The organism is Pseudazoarcus sp. NS20, assembly GCF_059703745.1.
Window position 1 is genome coordinate 690,969 of sequence record NZ_BAAKIY010000001.1, and the last position, 14,724, is coordinate 705,692.

General features: G+C 64.9%; 14 protein-coding genes. 7 read left to right on the top strand and 7 right to left on the bottom strand.

Translation table 11 applies throughout. From position 1 onward, the window contains the following. The first annotated feature begins 189 nt into the window (after positions 1-189). Complete coding sequence (gene phoB, locus AC6H0W_RS03265) at positions 190-891, top strand: phosphate regulon transcriptional regulator PhoB (RefSeq protein WP_497575683.1); 702 nt, start codon at positions 190-192, stop codon at positions 889-891. Between the two features lie 66 nt (positions 892-957). Next, complete coding sequence (gene phoR, locus AC6H0W_RS03270) at positions 958-2,265, top strand: phosphate regulon sensor histidine kinase PhoR (RefSeq protein WP_497575684.1); 1,308 nt, start codon at positions 958-960, stop codon at positions 2,263-2,265. Here phoR and AC6H0W_RS03275 read toward each other — a convergent pair. The 7 genes from AC6H0W_RS03275 to gatC are packed head-to-tail and all read right to left on the bottom strand — an operon-like array spanning position 2,255 to position 8,981. Then, on the bottom strand, positions 2,255-3,859 hold the full coding sequence (locus AC6H0W_RS03275) for a cyclic-di-GMP receptor FimW-related protein (protein WP_497575685.1): 1,605 nt from the start codon (positions 3,857-3,859) through the stop codon (positions 2,255-2,257). The genes phoR and AC6H0W_RS03275 overlap by 11 nt on opposite strands. A gap of 22 nt (positions 3,860-3,881) precedes the next feature. After that, on the bottom strand, positions 3,882-4,289 hold the full coding sequence (locus tag AC6H0W_RS03280) for an HIT family protein (protein WP_497575686.1): 408 nt from the start codon (positions 4,287-4,289) through the stop codon (positions 3,882-3,884). A 57-nt stretch (positions 4,290-4,346) separates the two neighbouring features. After that, the gene (locus AC6H0W_RS03285) at positions 4,347-5,147 is read right to left on the bottom strand and encodes a class II glutamine amidotransferase (protein ID WP_497575687.1); all 801 of its coding nucleotides are present in this window, start codon (positions 5,145-5,147) and stop codon (positions 4,347-4,349) included. Between the two features lie 25 nt (positions 5,148-5,172). Beyond that, positions 5,173-5,712, bottom strand: a complete 540-nt coding sequence (locus tag AC6H0W_RS03290) for a DUF3617 domain-containing protein (protein ID WP_497575688.1) — start codon at positions 5,710-5,712, stop codon at positions 5,173-5,175. Positions 5,713-5,726: 14 nt separating this feature from the next. After that, positions 5,727-7,184, bottom strand: a complete 1,458-nt coding sequence (gene gatB, locus AC6H0W_RS03295; RefSeq protein WP_497575689.1) for an Asp-tRNA(Asn)/Glu-tRNA(Gln) amidotransferase subunit GatB — start codon at positions 7,182-7,184, stop codon at positions 5,727-5,729. A 14-nt stretch (positions 7,185-7,198) separates the two neighbouring features. Beyond that, positions 7,199-8,662, bottom strand: coding sequence for an Asp-tRNA(Asn)/Glu-tRNA(Gln) amidotransferase subunit GatA (gene gatA, locus AC6H0W_RS03300; protein ID WP_497575690.1), 1,464 nt, complete (start codon positions 8,660-8,662; stop codon positions 7,199-7,201). Between the two features lie 31 nt (positions 8,663-8,693). Beyond that, a complete protein-coding gene (gene gatC, locus AC6H0W_RS03305; RefSeq protein ID WP_497575691.1) occupies positions 8,694-8,981 on the bottom strand; it encodes an Asp-tRNA(Asn)/Glu-tRNA(Gln) amidotransferase subunit GatC in 288 nt (95 codons plus the stop codon). Between the two features lie 134 nt (positions 8,982-9,115). Here gatC and AC6H0W_RS03310 point away from each other — a divergent pair, with 134 nt between their 5' ends. Genes AC6H0W_RS03310 through rodA form a run of 5 tightly spaced genes read left to right on the top strand, consistent with a single transcriptional unit; the run spans position 9,116 to position 14,724 of the window. Continuing rightward, positions 9,116-10,159, top strand: coding sequence for a rod shape-determining protein (locus tag AC6H0W_RS03310; RefSeq protein WP_497575692.1), 1,044 nt, complete (start codon positions 9,116-9,118; stop codon positions 10,157-10,159). A 56-nt stretch (positions 10,160-10,215) separates the two neighbouring features. Beyond that, positions 10,216-11,121, top strand: coding sequence for a rod shape-determining protein MreC (gene mreC, locus AC6H0W_RS03315; protein WP_497575693.1), 906 nt, complete (start codon positions 10,216-10,218; stop codon positions 11,119-11,121). A gap of 1 nt (position 11,122) precedes the next feature. Next, on the top strand, positions 11,123-11,644 hold the full coding sequence (mreD, locus tag AC6H0W_RS03320; protein ID WP_497575694.1) for a rod shape-determining protein MreD: 522 nt from the start codon (positions 11,123-11,125) through the stop codon (positions 11,642-11,644). A gap of 45 nt (positions 11,645-11,689) precedes the next feature. After that, positions 11,690-13,588, top strand: a complete 1,899-nt coding sequence (gene mrdA / locus AC6H0W_RS03325; RefSeq protein ID WP_497575695.1) for a penicillin-binding protein 2 — start codon at positions 11,690-11,692, stop codon at positions 13,586-13,588. Beyond that, entirely contained in the window at positions 13,585-14,724 is a 1,140-nt protein-coding gene (rodA, locus tag AC6H0W_RS03330) for a rod shape-determining protein RodA (protein WP_497575696.1), read from the top strand. Before mrdA ends, rodA begins: the two co-directional genes overlap by 4 nt.

The window sequence follows — 14,724 nt, forward strand, 5'->3', positions numbered from 1 at the left end:
CAGGGCGGTCATAAGTCACACTCGCATTTAGGATGCACTTGCACGAGCGTGCGCTCGGCGATCTTTCTTGCGCCGCACAATTTCCGCACGGCGTGCCTGCTGCGCGGGCTCATGCAGCCACTCTGCGTGACCTGTCACAAAACCGTCAAAGTACTGAAATAGACTGCGCCCGAACGAATGGAGCGAACCATGGCTGCAAACATCCTGCTGGTCGAAGACGAGCCGGCAATTCAGGAACTCATCGCCGTCAATCTGACCCGTGCGGGGCACAACGTGATCCGCGTGGCGGATGCCGAAGCCGCGCAGCGGCTGGTGCGTGATGCCCTGCCGGATCTGATTCTGCTCGACTGGATGCTGCCCGGCATGTCGGGCGTGGAGCTGGCACGCCGACTGCGTGCCGACGAGCGCACGCGTGCCACGCCGATCATCATGCTGACAGCTCGAGGGGAGGAGCAGGACAAGGTCACCGGCCTCGAAACCGGAGCGGACGATTACATCACCAAGCCCTTCAGCCCGCGTGAGCTGGTGGCGCGCATCAAGGCGGTGTTGCGCCGCCGCGTGCCGCAGGCGACGGATGATCCGGTGGAAGCGGGCGGCCTGCGCCTCGATCCGGTGGCGCATCGTGTCACCGCCGGAGATCAGGGCCTGGCGCTCGGGCCGACCGAATTTCGTTTGCTGCACTTCCTGATGACCCACCCCGAGCGGGTGCACTCGCGCACGCAGTTGCTCGACCAAGTGTGGGGTGATCACGTCTTCGTCGAAGAGCGCACCGTGGATGTACACATCCGCCGCCTGCGTTCGGCACTCGAGCCGACCGGCCACGAGGTGCTGATCCAGACCGTGCGCGGCAGTGGCTATCGCTTCTCCACCCAGCTCGACGCCGCGGCCTGATCGCGGGGGCGTGTCATAATCGCGCGGCGCGCCACGGGCGTGCTTCTCACTCTTTTCCGGTCGCTCATGTACAAGATCTGGACGGGCTCGCTGATCTTCATCGCAGTCTGCGCGGCCGTGTCCGCGCTGGTTGGCTACGCCTTCGGCCTGTGGTTCGGCATCGGTCTGTTCGTACTGGTGCTGCTCGGCCTGCTCGATCACCATCTCAGCAATCTGCAGCGTCTGGCGCAGTGGGCGCGCCGGCGTGACGATGCTCCCGCGCCGGAGGGGTTGGGTGCTTGGCGCCCGGTGTTTCACGAGCTGGAATCACGTGCTCGCGACGGACGGGAAGAGCGCGTGCGCCACACCGCCACGCTCGAGCGCTTTCGCGCGGCGAGCGAAGCCATGCCGGACGGTATCGTGTATCTGTCGGCAAGCGATTCCATCGAGTGGCTCAACCGCCGCGCCGAGATGCACCTCGGCCTGTCGCAGGACGAGGATGTAGGCGTTTCGCTGGTGGGCATCGTGCGCGTGCCGGAGCTGGTCGCCTACATGCAGGCTGAACGCCGCGATGAGCCACTGCTGATCCATTCCCCGCGCAAGCCGGGCATTCGCCTGCAGGTGCAGGTTGTGCCGTTCGGTGGCGGTCAGAAGATGCTGATTTCGCGCGACATCACACAGCTCGAGAAGCTCGAGACCATGCGGCAGGATTTCATCGCCAACGTGTCGCATGAGTTGCGCACCCCGCTGACCGTGGTGGGCGGCTTTCTGGAAACCGTGCATGACGGGCTGGATGATCTCGACCGCGCCGATGTGGAGCGCTTCCTGCAGATGGCGCTCGATCAGTCCACGCGCATGCAGCGGCTGATCGAGGATCTGCTCACTTTGTCGGCACTGGAAACCGATGCGCCGGCGCCGCATGAAGAGCGCGTGGATGTATGTGCGCTGGTGCGCACCATCTCGCAGGAGGCCATCGTGCTGTCGGGGGGGCGGCACCAGATCGAAGTCGAGCTTGATGAGCGGGACGATGGCGACATCGTGCTCGGCAGCCAGAAGGAGCTGCACTCGGCCTTCGCCAACCTCGCCAGCAACGCGGTGCGCTATACGCCGGCGGGTGGGCGGATCGTCATCAGTTGGCGCAGGGCGGCGGGGTGCGGCGAGTTTTCGGTGTCGGACAACGGCATCGGTATCGACCCCAAACACATTTCGCGTCTGACCGAGCGCTTCTTCCGCGTCGACAAGGGGCGTTCGCGCGAGACCGGTGGCACGGGCCTCGGCCTGGCCATCGTCAAGCACATCGTGTCGCGCCACATGGCCGAGCTTCGCATCGAGAGCGAGCCGGGCAAGGGCAGCCGCTTTGCGGTGTGCTTCCCCGACAGCCGCATCACCCGCTGAGAGTGACCCGTTCGAAGGTCGCCTGATCGAAGTCGGCTCCGCGATTCACCAACTCCAGCAGCCGATAGCCACGCAGCTTGTCGTCGAACAGTTCGACCACCCGGAACGGCTGGAAGTAGCCTGCCGGCAGCACCAGCGTGGCCGGTGTATCGAGGGCGGGCGTGGCCGTCAGGTGGAAGGACTCCTGAAAGTTGATGTCGTGCTTGTTCTTGCCGATTCCCACCGAGCGTACGCCGACGGATGTGGGGATGCCCTCCAGCACTTTCACGCCGGCCTCCAGCGTGCCGTCCTCGCGGTACATCACCCAATTGACCATGCCGAGCAGGAAGCTCTTCATGTCGCCGGGGCGAACGGCAATCAGTTCGCGATGCTCCAGCCGGTCGGCGCTGTGCGTGCAGCGCAGGCGAAAACCGCCCGGCGACTGGTCGAGGATTTCCCAGCGACTGCAGATATAGCCACGATGCTGCGCGGCGCGCTGGACCTCCAGGGTCTTGTTGTTGGCCGCCTCGGCAACGCGTTCGCCCAGCGTGAGCATGTGGAGATCGTTGGTGACACTGCGCGCCATGCCGAACAGCTTGGGCTGCGTGAAGGCCTTGCCGGCGATGTAGAAGCCGATGGCCTTCCAGTTGCCGGTAAGGTCGACATGCCCGCGCCCCGGCCGTCGCGTGAAGCGTCGCCCGGACGAGCCGCGCGCCCACGGACGATACAGCGACAGCAGCAGGCGCACCGCTTCATCCACCCCCACCGAAGGATCCAGGGTGAGTTCGGCCACGCTGTGCTGTTTGCGAATGTGCTTGTTGAGCTGACGGAATTGCTCCGGAAGCTGAACGCTCTCGAAACGACGGATGTTGTCAGAGGGCGCTGCTGACTTGAGCGGGCGCAGGCCGTGGTTGCCGGCAAGGTCCAGCCCGTAGGCGGTGCGGCGCCCGTCATCGTCTGCGCTGCCCGTGGGCAGCAGGTGACAGTACGGGGCGAAATAGCGTGCGCAATGCCAGATCTGCCCGAGCTCGCGTGGCACGCGGCTGAACGGGTTGGCGAGGTCCATCAGCAGCGCCACGGTGTGCGCTTCGGAAGCGCTTTGCGCTTGCCAGGGGTTGAGCGGGTCTGGCGCGCGCACCCGTGCCAGGCCGCGGGCTTCTGCGTCGATCAGGCTTTCGTGTACTGCGGCCCATTGGCTGGACGGCACGGCCCGGTGAGCACGCATGTACTCGACGAGGGCGCGCACCAGACTATCGGTGCGGCGCTGCACGAGCAGGGTATGGGTTTCGGCCGAATTGCCCAGGACGGTGTCTTGCAGGATGGCCGAATAGGCGTCGGCCATCCTGCGCCACGTGGCACACACCGCGAGGAGGGCTTCGTTTTCGGGGGTGTTGGGCGCGACCGGGCGATCGGAGTAGTTCAGCGAGCAAGCGGTCAGCGCCTGCGCCAGCGGCCCTCGCATGGCTTCGAGCACTTCGAGGTGACGTCGCGACGGTGGCGTGGCATGCAGCAGGGCCTCCAGAATGGCGTCGCATTCGCGTTGCAACGTGGGGGCGTCGTCGCTGCGCAGGCTCTGCAGCGTGGTGAGGCATTCGACGGCAGTGGGGTAGCTCATCGTGTCCTCCGGGTGTCCGGGATCAGCGGTCTAGAAGTCTGGCAAGGGCTGCGGAGAGTGTCGCGTCGTCCGGCGCCGGGCGGCTGACGCTTGTGCGCTCGGGTGCGGCCCACACCGGCTGCGGAAAATGGCGGTCATCGGTGAAGCGCGCAATGACGTGCCAGTGCAGGTGCGGCACCATGTTTCCGAGGCTGGCTAGATTGATCTTATGCGGCTGGAGAACGTCGCGCAGCACCTGTTCGGTGGCGTACACCACATTCATCACATGATGGCGCTGCTCGGGCTCGAGATCGGTCATTTCGGCGACATGCGCGTGCCAGATCACGCGGCAGAAACCGGGGTAGTCGGCGTCGTCGACACGGATGACGCGGCATACGTCGTCCTGCCAGAGAATGGACTCGTCGTGGCGGGTGCACAGGGAGCAGGTCATGATGCCGTCGTCAACAATGGGTGCCTGAATTATAGCGATGCGCAGGTGTTGTCCAGCTCAGTTTGCATGCGCCCGCGTGCGCGTTTCGCCGAGCGTTTCGGGCGCGCCGTGAATGAACGGCAGCAAGGTGCCCGGCTCGATGATGGTCCAGGTTTCGTTGTCGGTGAGCGGCAGCGTGGCGATCACGGCAACGCGGTCGTCGGGTGTTGTGACGTGGTTGAAGTCCACGCTTACGTCCTGATCCGACAGGTGCGCGGTGGCGAACGGGGCCTTGCGGATGATGTAGGCCAGACGTGTCGAGCAGTGCGCGAACAGGCGGTCGCCATTCGACAGCAGGAAGTTGAATTCGCCGTGGGCGCCGATCTCCATGCACAGCTCGCGCAACGCGGCGTGCAACTGGAAGGCTTCCGGTGCTCCGTCAGGAAAGCGTTCCGCCAGGGTCTGCAGGATGTGGCAAAAGGCGCGCTCGGAGTCGGTGCTGCCGACCGGCTGGAAACGACCGCTCAGCGGCGGGTCGTAGTCGAGCAGGTTGCCGTTGTGCGCGAAGATCCAGTACTGGCCCCACAGCTCGCGCTGGAACGGGTGGGTGTTGTCGAGCCGGATGTCGCCCTGCGTGGCTTTGCGGATGTGGGCGATGACGTTGAGCGAGCGGATCGGATACTGGTGCACCAGCTCGGCTACCGGCGAATCCACGCTCGGCCGCGGGTCGAGAAACAGGCGCACACCGCGCCCTTCGAAGAAAGCGATGCCCCAGCCGTCGCGATGGTGGTCGGTCAGCCCGCCGCGTGCGCGAAAGCCGGTGAACGAGAAGCAGATGTCCGTCGGGACATTGCAGTTCATGCCGAGCAACTGGCACACGACGTACGCCTCCTTGAAGTCGGCCTTAACGGCCGAAGTTCGGCAGGTTCTTCATCATCTCGTTGAGATCGATGTTCCCCACGCCCGGTACGGTCACGCCGCTTTTCATGCGCGAATCGCCCGGCTTCTGTCCCGGCAGGCAATTCGGCGCGACCCAGCGTCCGTCGACCTTCGCGGTGGTCTTTTGCAGGCCTTGCAGCGGCGGAGAATAGGTCGAGTGGATGGTGCCGCTGTACGACTGTTTGAAGTCGCCGGTGAAGTCCGAAACCATGTCCGCACGCGAACCTTCGATGGTGCAGACGGCGCGCGCGGTGAGGCGGTTGCCCTGGTGATCGACCTGCATGTCCTGGCAGTTGGCGTCGGCCACTTCGGGGCGGCGCAGCAACTCTTCCACGCTGCCGCCCATGCAGCTTTCGAAGGTCATGATCATGCCGCCCATTTCGGCGACCGAGGTCTTCATCTCCCACAGCCCGGCCTGCGGCGTGGGCAGGGTGGAGGGCAATGGGGTTACGGCCAGGGCCGAGCCCGCGGCAGCGGCCAGCGACAGGGCGAGAATGCGGTGCATGACGTGTCTCCTGCTCAGGCGCTCAGCTTGCGCCTCAGAATTTCATTGACCTGCGCCGGGTTGGCTTTGCCGCGGCTGGCCTTCATGACCTGGCCCACGAGCGCATTGAAAGCCTTTTCCTTGCCGGCGCGGAATTCCTCTACGGACTTCTGGTTGGCGGCGAGCACCTCGTCGACGATGGCCTCGATGGCGCCCGAATCGGTGACCTGCTTGAGACCCTGCGCTTCGATGATTTCGTCGGCAGAACTGCCCTCGCCGTTCCACAGCGTATCGAAGACCTTCTTGCCGATGCTGTTAGAAATCGTGTTGTCGGCGATGCGCTGCACCAGCCCGGCGAGCTGCGCGGCGGACACCGGCGAGGCGGTGATGTCGAGGTCGGCCTTGTTGAGGCGCGCTGCCAGATCGCCCATCACCCAGTTGGCGCAGGTCTTGGCGTTGGCGGCGCCCGCGGCATCGACCGCGGCCTGGAAAAAGGCTGCCATTTCGCGCGAGGCGGTGAGCGTAGCGGCGTCGTAGGCCGACAGGCCGAATTCGCTCATGAAGCGGGCCTTCATCGCCTCGGGCAACTCCGGCATGGTCGCGCCGACTTCGTCCATCCACTGCTGCGAGATGAGCAGCGGCAGCAGATCGGGGTCGGGGAAGTAGCGGTAGTCGTGCGCGTCTTCCTTGGTACGCATCACGCGTGTCTCGCCCGTGTCGGGATCGAACAGCACGGTGGCCTGCTGGATGCGCCCGCCGTCTTCCAGCGTGTCGATCTGCCACTGCACTTCGTAGTCGATGGCCTGCTGCAGGAAGCGGAAGGAGTTCAGGTTCTTGATCTCTCGCCGTGTGCCGAGCGGGCTGCCGGGGCGGCGCACCGACACGTTGGCGTCGCAGCGGAACGAGCCCTCCTGCATGTTGCCGTCGCAGATGTCGATCCAGCGCACCAGTGCGTGCAGCGTGCGGGCGTAGGCCACGGCCTCCGCCGAAGAGCTCATGTCCGGTTCGGAGACGATCTCCAGCAGCGGCGTGCCGGCGCGGTTGAGGTCGATGCCGCTCATGCCCTGAAAGTCTTCGTGCAGGCTCTTGCCGGCGTCTTCTTCAAGGTGTGCGCGGGTCAGCTTGACCGTTTTTTCGTAGGCTTTGTCACCCTCGCCGACGCGGATGGTGATCGTGCCGCCCTGCACCACCGGAAAATCCATCTGGCTGATCTGGTAGCCCTTGGGAAGGTCCGGGTAGAAGTAGTTCTTGCGTGCGAACACGCTCTTGGGCGCAACGTGCGCGCCGATGGCGAGGCCGAAGCGGATGGCGCGCTCGACGGCGCCACGGTTGAGCACCGGCAGCACACCGGGCAGGGCGATGTCCACCGCGCTGGCCTGGCGGTTGGGCTCGGCGCCGAAGGCGGTCGAGGCGCCGGAGAAAATCTTGGAGGCGGTGGTGAGCTGGGCATGGACTTCCAGTCCGATGACCACTTCCCATTCAGTGCGGCTCATGGCGTGTGACTCGTTCATTCTGCCAGCGCCGGGCGGCGCTGATGCCAGTCGGTGGCCTGCTGGTAGCGGTGCGCCACGTTCAGCAGGCGGGCTTCGTCGAAATGGTTGCCGATCAGCTGCAGGCCGACCGGCAGATTGCCGTTGCCGAAGCCGCAGGGCAGCGAAAGCCCGGGCAGGCCGGCGAGGTTGACCGCCAGCGTGAAGATGTCCGACAGGTACATCTGCACCGGGTCGTCGGTTTTCTCGCCGATCTTCCATGCGGTGGTCGGGCTGACCGGGCCGGCGATGACGTCGCAGGCCTCGAAGGCCGCGGCGAAATCGTTGGCGATCAGGCGGCGCAGCTTTTGCGCTTTCAGGTAGTAGGCGTCGTAGTAGCCGTGCGACAGCACGTAGGCGCCGACCAGGATGCGGCGCTTGACCTCGTCGCCGAAGCCCTCGGCGCGGCTCTTGCGGTACATGTCGTCGAGGTCGCCGTATTCGGCCGCGCGATGGCCGTAGCGCACGCCGTCGAAGCGCGACAGGTTGCTCGAAGCTTCGGCCGGGGCCAGCACGTAATAAGCCGGAATCGACAGCCGCGCGTTGGGCAGCGCCACTTCGACGGTGGTCGCGCCGAGCTGGCGGTAGTGTTCGATGGCGGCTTCCACGGCGGCGCGCACGTCGTCGGCCATGCCCTCGCCAAAGAATTCCTTGGGCAGACCGATGCGCAGGCCGGTAAGCGGCTTGTCACTGCGAATGTCGCGCGAGTAATCCTCGGCCGGGCGCTCGGCGCTGGTGGAATCGCGCTCGTCGAAGCCGGCCATGGCGCTGAGCACCAGCGCGCAGTCTTCAGCCGAGGCCGCGAACACGCCGGCCTGATCGAAGGACGAAGCGTAGGCGATCATGCCGTAGCGGCTGCAGGTGCCGTAGGTGGGCTTGATGCCGGTGACGCCGGTCATCGCGGCGGGCTGGCGTACCGAACCGCCGGTGTCGGTGCCGGTGGCGAAAGGCGCCAGACGCGCCGCCACGGCTGCGGCCGAGCCGCCCGAAGAGCCGCCGGGAATGCGCGTTGTGTCCCACGGGTTTCTGGTGGCGCCGAAGTGCGAGTTCTCGTTGGACGAACCCATCGCGAATTCGTCCATGTTGGTCTTGCCCAGCATCACTACGCCGGCCTCGCGCAGCTTGGCGACCACGTGCGCGTCGTAGGGGCTGACGAAGTTGGCGAGCATCTTCGAGGCGCAGGTGGTCAGCACGCCTTCGGTGCAGAACACGTCCTTGTGCGCCATCGGGATGCCGGTGAGCGGGCCGGCCGTGCCGGCAGCAATCGTGGCATCGGCGGCGGCGGCATCGCGCAGGGCGCCTTCACGGTCGATGGTGATGAAGGCGTTCAGTTCGCCGTCGAGGCGTTCGATGCGGTCGAGAAACTGCGTCGTGAGTTCGACGCTGGAGATCGTGCGCGCATCGAGTGCAGCGCGCAGTTCGGCAAGGCTGGCGTGAATCATGAGGGTCGGGAGCGGGCGTGCAGGACGCGGGTTATTCGATGACCTTGGGCACGAGGTACAGCCCGGCTTCGGTCTGCGGCGCAACGCGCTGGAAGGCGTCGCGGCGGTCGGTTTCGGTGACGCGGTCTTCGCGCAGGCGCTGGCCGCAGTCCTGCGGGTGGCTCATCGGCTCCACACCATCGGTATCCACTGCCTGCATTTCCTCGATCAGCCCGAAAATGCCGTTGAGCTTGCCGAGGGTGAGTTCGGCATCGCCCTGATGCAATTCGATGCGGGCGAGCGAAGCGATTTGGTGGATATCTTCGAGCGAAAGAGACATGAGATGAAATGGATAAGCTGTTCAAACCGCGAGAAGTTGTAGAGTATCATATTGGTTTGCGCCCTTATCCCGCGTGAAGTGGCGTTGTCTGGCGTGTTAGTCGCGTCTTTTTGTACCCGGTTACGGAACCCTCAATGTTCGGTCTTCTGCGTTCCTATCTTTCCAGCGATCTCGCGATCGACCTCGGCACGGCAAACACGCTGATTTATGTAAGAGGCAAGGGCATCGTCCTTGATGAACCCTCGGTGGTGGCGATCCGCACCGAAGGTGGCCCGAATGCCAAGCGCACCATCCAGGCCGTCGGCGCGGCTGCCAAGCAGATGCTGGGCAAGACGCCGGGCAACATCACCGCCATTCGCCCGATGAAAGACGGCGTGATCGCCGACTTCGTCGTCACCGAGCAGATGATCAAGCAATTCATCAAGAAGGTGCACGAGTCGCGCATGTTCTCGCCGAGCCCGCGCATCATCATCTGCGTGCCCTGCGGCTCCACCCAGGTCGAGCGTCGCGCCATTCGCGATGCGGCCCTGGCTGCCGGCGCCAGTCAGGTGTTCCTCATCGAAGAGCCGATGGCTGCGGCCATCGGTGCCGGCATGCCGGTGTCCGAAGCCACCGGCTCGATGGTGGTGGATATCGGCGGCGGCACCACCGAAGTGGGCGTGATCTCGCTCGGCGGCATGGTGTACAGCGGTTCGGTGCGGGTCGGTGGCGACAAGTTCGACGAAGCCATCATCAACTACATCCGTCGCAACTACGGCATGTTGATCGGCGATACCACGGCCGAAAACATCAAGAAAACCATCGGTTCGGCCTTCCCGGGTTCCGAGGTGCGCGAGATGGAAGTCAAGGGCCGCAACCTCGCCGAAGGCATTCCGCGCAGCTTCACGGTGTCGAGCAATGAAGTGCTCGAAGCCGTTACCGAGCCGCTCAACAACATCGTTTCCGCCGTCAAGATCGCCCTCGAGCAGACCCCGCCCGAGCTGGGCGCCGACATCGCCGAGCGCGGTCTGGTGCTGACCGGCGGTGGCGCGCTGCTGACCGACCTTGACCGCCTGCTGATGGAAGAGACCGGCTTGCCGGTGATCATCGCCGAAGAGCCGCTGACCTGCGTTGCACGCGGTTGCGGCATGGCGCTGGAGAAGATGGATACGCTCGGTTCCATCTTCTCTTCCGAATAATGCGTACGGAGCCGAGGGCCGCCCGGTCATCGGCTCCGTCGCACGTGTGCTGACTCATGTCACTGGCTGGACACTCTCCTCCGCCTATCTTCCACCGCGGTCTTGCGCCGCGGCTTCGCTTGTTCATCTTTTCGGCAATCTGCATTGCGATGCTGGTGGCCGATCTGCGCTTCGGCTATCTGGAACTCGTGCGTCAGGTGGCTACGGTGGTGATCCACCCCCTGCAGCGCGCGGCTGCCGCGCCCGCGGACCTGGCCCGCAATGCGGCGGTGTATTTCGCCACCTTGGTCGATGTGCAGCTCGAGAACGCCGAACTGCGTCGTAGTCAGGTCGAAGCGGCGCAACGTCTGCTGCGTTTCGAGCAGCTCGAGCATGAAAATGCCGAATTGCGCGAGCTCGCCGGGCTGGCGCAGGCCAGAAGTCTGCGCGGCGTCGGCGCCGAGGTGCTTTACGACGCGCCTGATCCGTTTTCGCGCAAGGTGATTCTCGACAAGGGTGACCGTCAGGGCGTGCGCTCCGGTCAGGCCGTGGTGGATGCTCGTGGCCTGATCGGGCAGGTGAGCCGGGTGTACCCGGTGCAGTCCGAAGTCACCTTGCTCACCGACCGCGAGCAGGTGGTGCCGGTGGTGGTGGAGCGTACCGGCATGCGCGGCATCATCGCGGGCTCGGGCGACGGCAGGCTCGAGATGCGTTTCGTGCAGGTCGGGGTGGATATCCAAGTGGGCGACCGCCTGGTGACGTCCGGGTTGGATGGCCTTTTCGTCGCCGGCTTGCCGGTTGCGGTGGTGTCCGAGGTGAGCAGTCAGAGCGGGCCTCATCTGAACGTGATGTGCGAGCCGGTGTCACGTGTGGAACGTGCCGTGCAGGTGCTCGTGCTGGGCCCGGAAGAGGCGCCGGAGCCGCGCCCGAACCCGGCCCATGCGCTGCCCGAGACATTGCCCGTGCCGCCGCGGGAGAACTGACATGCATCCGACCAACCGCTCAAACCGCATCCTGCAGCCGGTCCGCCCGTGGTTCATCTACCTCAGCCTGGTCGTGGCGCTGGTATTCACCTACGTGCCGACAGGGCGCTTTCCGGGGGTGCCCGACGTGATCGCGCTGGTGCTGACCTTCTGGTGCATTCGCGAGCCGCGCCACGTGGGCATGACTACGGCCTTCATCCTCGGCCTGCTGGTTGATGTCGGGCAGGGTGCGGCGATGGGCCAGCATGCGCTGGCGTATGTGGTGCTGGCCTATCTGGCCGGAGCCCTGTCGCGCCGCATGCTGTGGTTCCCTTACATGCAGCAGGCCCTGCATGTGTTGCCGCTGCTGCTGGTGGCGCAGGTCATCATGGTGGTCGTGCGCGTCATGGCGGGCGCCGAATTCCCGGGCTGGACGTATTTCATATCGAGCCTGACCGGGGCGCTGCTGTGGGGGCCGCTGGGCTTTCTGCTGCTGCTGCCGCAGTACCAACCGGTGGATCGTGACGATAACCGTCCGATCTGATGGTCGTTGTTTGCATTGCGTGCAGACGAAGGGTTGCTTCAAGGCATGAGTGAGTTCCACCATCCCGAACAGGTCAGACTCCGCTTTCGACGCCGTGCCGTCGTGGCGGCGCTGTTCGTGCTGGGCTGCTTTGCCGTGCTGGTTTTCCGTTTGCACCATCTGCAGGTGCAGCAATACGAGTACTTCCATTCGCGCGCCGAGGGTAACCGCATCGCGGTGTTGCCGGTGCCGCCCAAACGCGGGGTGATCCACGACCGCAATGGCGAGGAAATCGCGCGCAACTATTCCGCCTGGACGGTGGAGATCAACCCGGCGCAAGTGCGCAGCATGGAGCGCACTCTCGATGCGTTGTCGGAAGTCTTGCCGTTCGACGAGCGCGATCGCCGACGTTTCCGGCGTTTGCTCACTGAATCGAAGTACTTCGACAGCGTGCCGGTGCGCACGCACCTGAGTGACGAGGAAGTGGCGCGAGTGGCCGCGCGGCTCTATCGTTTGCCGGGGGTGGAGGTGCGCGCGCGCCTGTATCGCAACTACCCCCACGGCCCGACTGCGGCGCACGCCATCGGCTACATCGGGCAGATCAACGAGCGCGACATCCAGCGCATCGAGGAACGCGGGGATCTGGCCAATTATCGTGGCTCGGAATACATCGGCAAGAGCGGGCTGGAGCTCAGTTACGAGCGCGAACTGCATGGTGTGACCGGCGTGGAGCAGGTCGAGATCAACGCCGGCGGACGCGCCGTGCGCTTGTTGTCGAGCACTCCGGCGATAAACGGCAGTGACCTGCAGCTCACGCTGGACATGAATTTGCAGCGCGCTGCCGAGAATGCGCTGGGATCACGGCGCGGGGCGGTGGTAGCCATCGAGCCGGCCACCGGCGAGATCCTCGCGCTGGCCTCGATGCCGAGCTTCGACCCCAACCTCTTCATCGACGGCATTTCGGTGACCGACTGGCGCGCCTTGTCCGATTCGCCGGACCACCCGCTGCTCAACCGTGCCATCTACAGCGCCTACCCGCCGGGCTCGACCTTCAAGCCGTTCATGGCGCTGGCGGGGCTGGCCGCCGGGCGGCGCACGCTTGGTCAGCGCTTCGACAACCAGGGCGTATTCACCTACTTCGGTCAGCGCATGGTGGATCGCAAGTCGCGCTGTCAGCACGGCGTCGATCTGCACGCCACGCTGGTGCACTCCTGCAACACCTATTACTACGAGCTCGCCAACGAGCTGGGCATCCAGAACATCGCCGATTTCATGGCGCCGTTCGGCTTCGGCAAGCGCACCGGCATCGACATCCCCGGCGAGGCGCACGGCGTGTTGCCGTCGCCGCAGTGGAAGCGCGAGCGTTTTCGCACGCGCGAGCAGCAGCAGTGGTACGGCGGCGAGACGATTTCGGTCGGCATCGGGCAGGGCTACAACGCCTACACCCCGCTGCAATTGGCGCATGCGCTGTCGGTGATGCTGACCGGGGGTGAGGTGCGCCCGCCGCATTTGCTGCGCACCATCGTCGACGGTCGAAGCGGTGAGGTCGTGGATGCCGCCCCGGCGGCGCGGGAGCCGGTGCGCCTGCGTCAGGAGCATGTCGACGCGGTGCGCAAGGCCATGGTCGATGTCACCAAGGTCGGTACCGCACGCACCGTGTTTGCCGGTGCCCCGTACGACGCGGGTGGCAAGACCGGAACGGCACAGGTGTTTTCGTTGCGTGGCCAGAAGTATGTGGCGGATGAGGTGGCCGAGCGCCTGCGCGATCACGCCTGGTTCATCGGCTTCGCCCCCGCTGAAAATCCCACCATTGCGATTGCGGTGTTGGTCGAGAACGGCGGTTTCGGTTCGCAGTCGGCCGCGCCGGTGGCACGCCAGGTGTTCGATGCTCACCTGCTCGGTCGCGAGGTGGAGGAGGAAGCCGCCGAGGCCGAAGCCCTGTCGCCCGAGGAGCTCGAACGATGACCGGCCGCCTCCATCCGCTCGCTGTGCTGCGTGCCGCGCTGCGCGCGCTTGACCCGACGCTGTGCGTCGTGCTGGCCATCTTGTTCGCCTACACCTGGGTGCTGATGATCAGCGCCTCGCCCGAGCGTTTGCCGGCCTTGCGCATGCACATGTTGATTGCCGTGGCGGTGATGTGGGTGGTGGCCGCAGTGCCGGTCAAACGCATCCTGATGTTCGCCGGCCCGCTTTATCTGGCCGGGGTGGTGCTGTTGCTCGGGGTGCTGTTTTTCGGCGAAACATCGAAGGGGGCCCAGCGCTGGCTCGACCTCGGGTTCATCCGCTTGCAACCGTCGGAGATCATGAAAATCGCGGTCCCGCTGATGCTCGCCTGGTACTTCCACATGCGCGAAGGGTCGATCAATTTCATCGACTATCTGGTGGCTGCACTGCTGCTGGCGATTCCTCTCGGCTTGATCGTGGTGCAGCCGGATCTGGGTACCAGCTTGCTGGTCGGTGCAGCCGGCTTGTATGTCATCTTCTTCGCCGGCTTGTCGTGGCGGCTGATCATCCCGGTATTCGTGGTGGGTGTGGTCGGTATCGCCGCACTGGTCGGCTTCGGGGATCAGCTGTGCCAGCCCGGCGTGGACTGGGAGCTTCTGCGCGAGTATCAGAAGCAGCGTGTGTGCACCCTGCTTGATCCGACGCAGGATCCGCTCGGGCGTGGCTTCCACACCATCCAGTCCACCATTGCCATCGGTTCGGGCGGATTGTGGGGTAAGGGCTGGCTGGACGGAACGCAGACGCACCTTGCCTTCATCCCCGAGCGTCACACCGATTTCATCTTCGCGGTCCTTGCTGAGGAGTTCGGGCTGATCGGCGCTTTGGTGCTGCTGGGGCTATACACCGTGCTGCTGCTGCGCGGCTTCAGTATTGCCGCCGGGGCTTCGATGTTTGGCGCGCGGCTACTGGCTGGGGCGGTGACGTTGATCGTTTTTACGTATGTTTTTGTGAATATCGGGATGGTCAGCGGTATCCTTCCGGTCGTTGGCGTTCCCCTGCCATTCGTCAGTTACGGGGGCACCGCGCTCGTGACACTCTGTATCGGCATGGGGATGCTCATGAGCGTCGCGCGCAGTCGCAACACGCTCAAGGATTGA

What these genes read in the sequence shown, in the direction of transcription:
- phoB (WP_497575683.1), top strand. Translation starts at nt 190, where the DNA reads ATGGCTGCAAACATCCTGCTGGTCGAAGACGAGCCGGCAATTCAGGAA.
- phoR (WP_497575684.1), top strand. Translation starts at nt 958, where the DNA reads ATGTACAAGATCTGGACGGGCTCGCTGATCTTCATCGCAGTCTGCGCG.
- AC6H0W_RS03275 (WP_497575685.1), bottom strand. Translation starts at nt 3,859, where the DNA reads ATGAGCTACCCCACTGCCGTCGAATGCCTCACCACGCTGCAGAGCCTG.
- AC6H0W_RS03280 (WP_497575686.1), bottom strand. Translation starts at nt 4,289, where the DNA reads ATGACCTGCTCCCTGTGCACCCGCCACGACGAGTCCATTCTCTGGCAG.
- AC6H0W_RS03290 (WP_497575688.1), bottom strand. Translation starts at nt 5,712, where the DNA reads ATGCACCGCATTCTCGCCCTGTCGCTGGCCGCTGCCGCGGGCTCGGCC.
- gatB (WP_497575689.1), bottom strand. Translation starts at nt 7,184, where the DNA reads ATGAGCCGCACTGAATGGGAAGTGGTCATCGGACTGGAAGTCCATGCC.
- gatA (WP_497575690.1), bottom strand. Translation starts at nt 8,662, where the DNA reads ATGATTCACGCCAGCCTTGCCGAACTGCGCGCTGCACTCGATGCGCGC.
- gatC (WP_497575691.1), bottom strand. Translation starts at nt 8,981, where the DNA reads ATGTCTCTTTCGCTCGAAGATATCCACCAAATCGCTTCGCTCGCCCGC.
- AC6H0W_RS03310 (WP_497575692.1), top strand. Translation starts at nt 9,116, where the DNA reads ATGTTCGGTCTTCTGCGTTCCTATCTTTCCAGCGATCTCGCGATCGAC.
- mreC (WP_497575693.1), top strand. Translation starts at nt 10,216, where the DNA reads ATGTCACTGGCTGGACACTCTCCTCCGCCTATCTTCCACCGCGGTCTT.
- mreD (WP_497575694.1), top strand. Translation starts at nt 11,123, where the DNA reads ATGCATCCGACCAACCGCTCAAACCGCATCCTGCAGCCGGTCCGCCCG.
- mrdA (WP_497575695.1), top strand. Translation starts at nt 11,690, where the DNA reads ATGAGTGAGTTCCACCATCCCGAACAGGTCAGACTCCGCTTTCGACGC.
- rodA (WP_497575696.1), top strand. Translation starts at nt 13,585, where the DNA reads ATGACCGGCCGCCTCCATCCGCTCGCTGTGCTGCGTGCCGCGCTGCGC.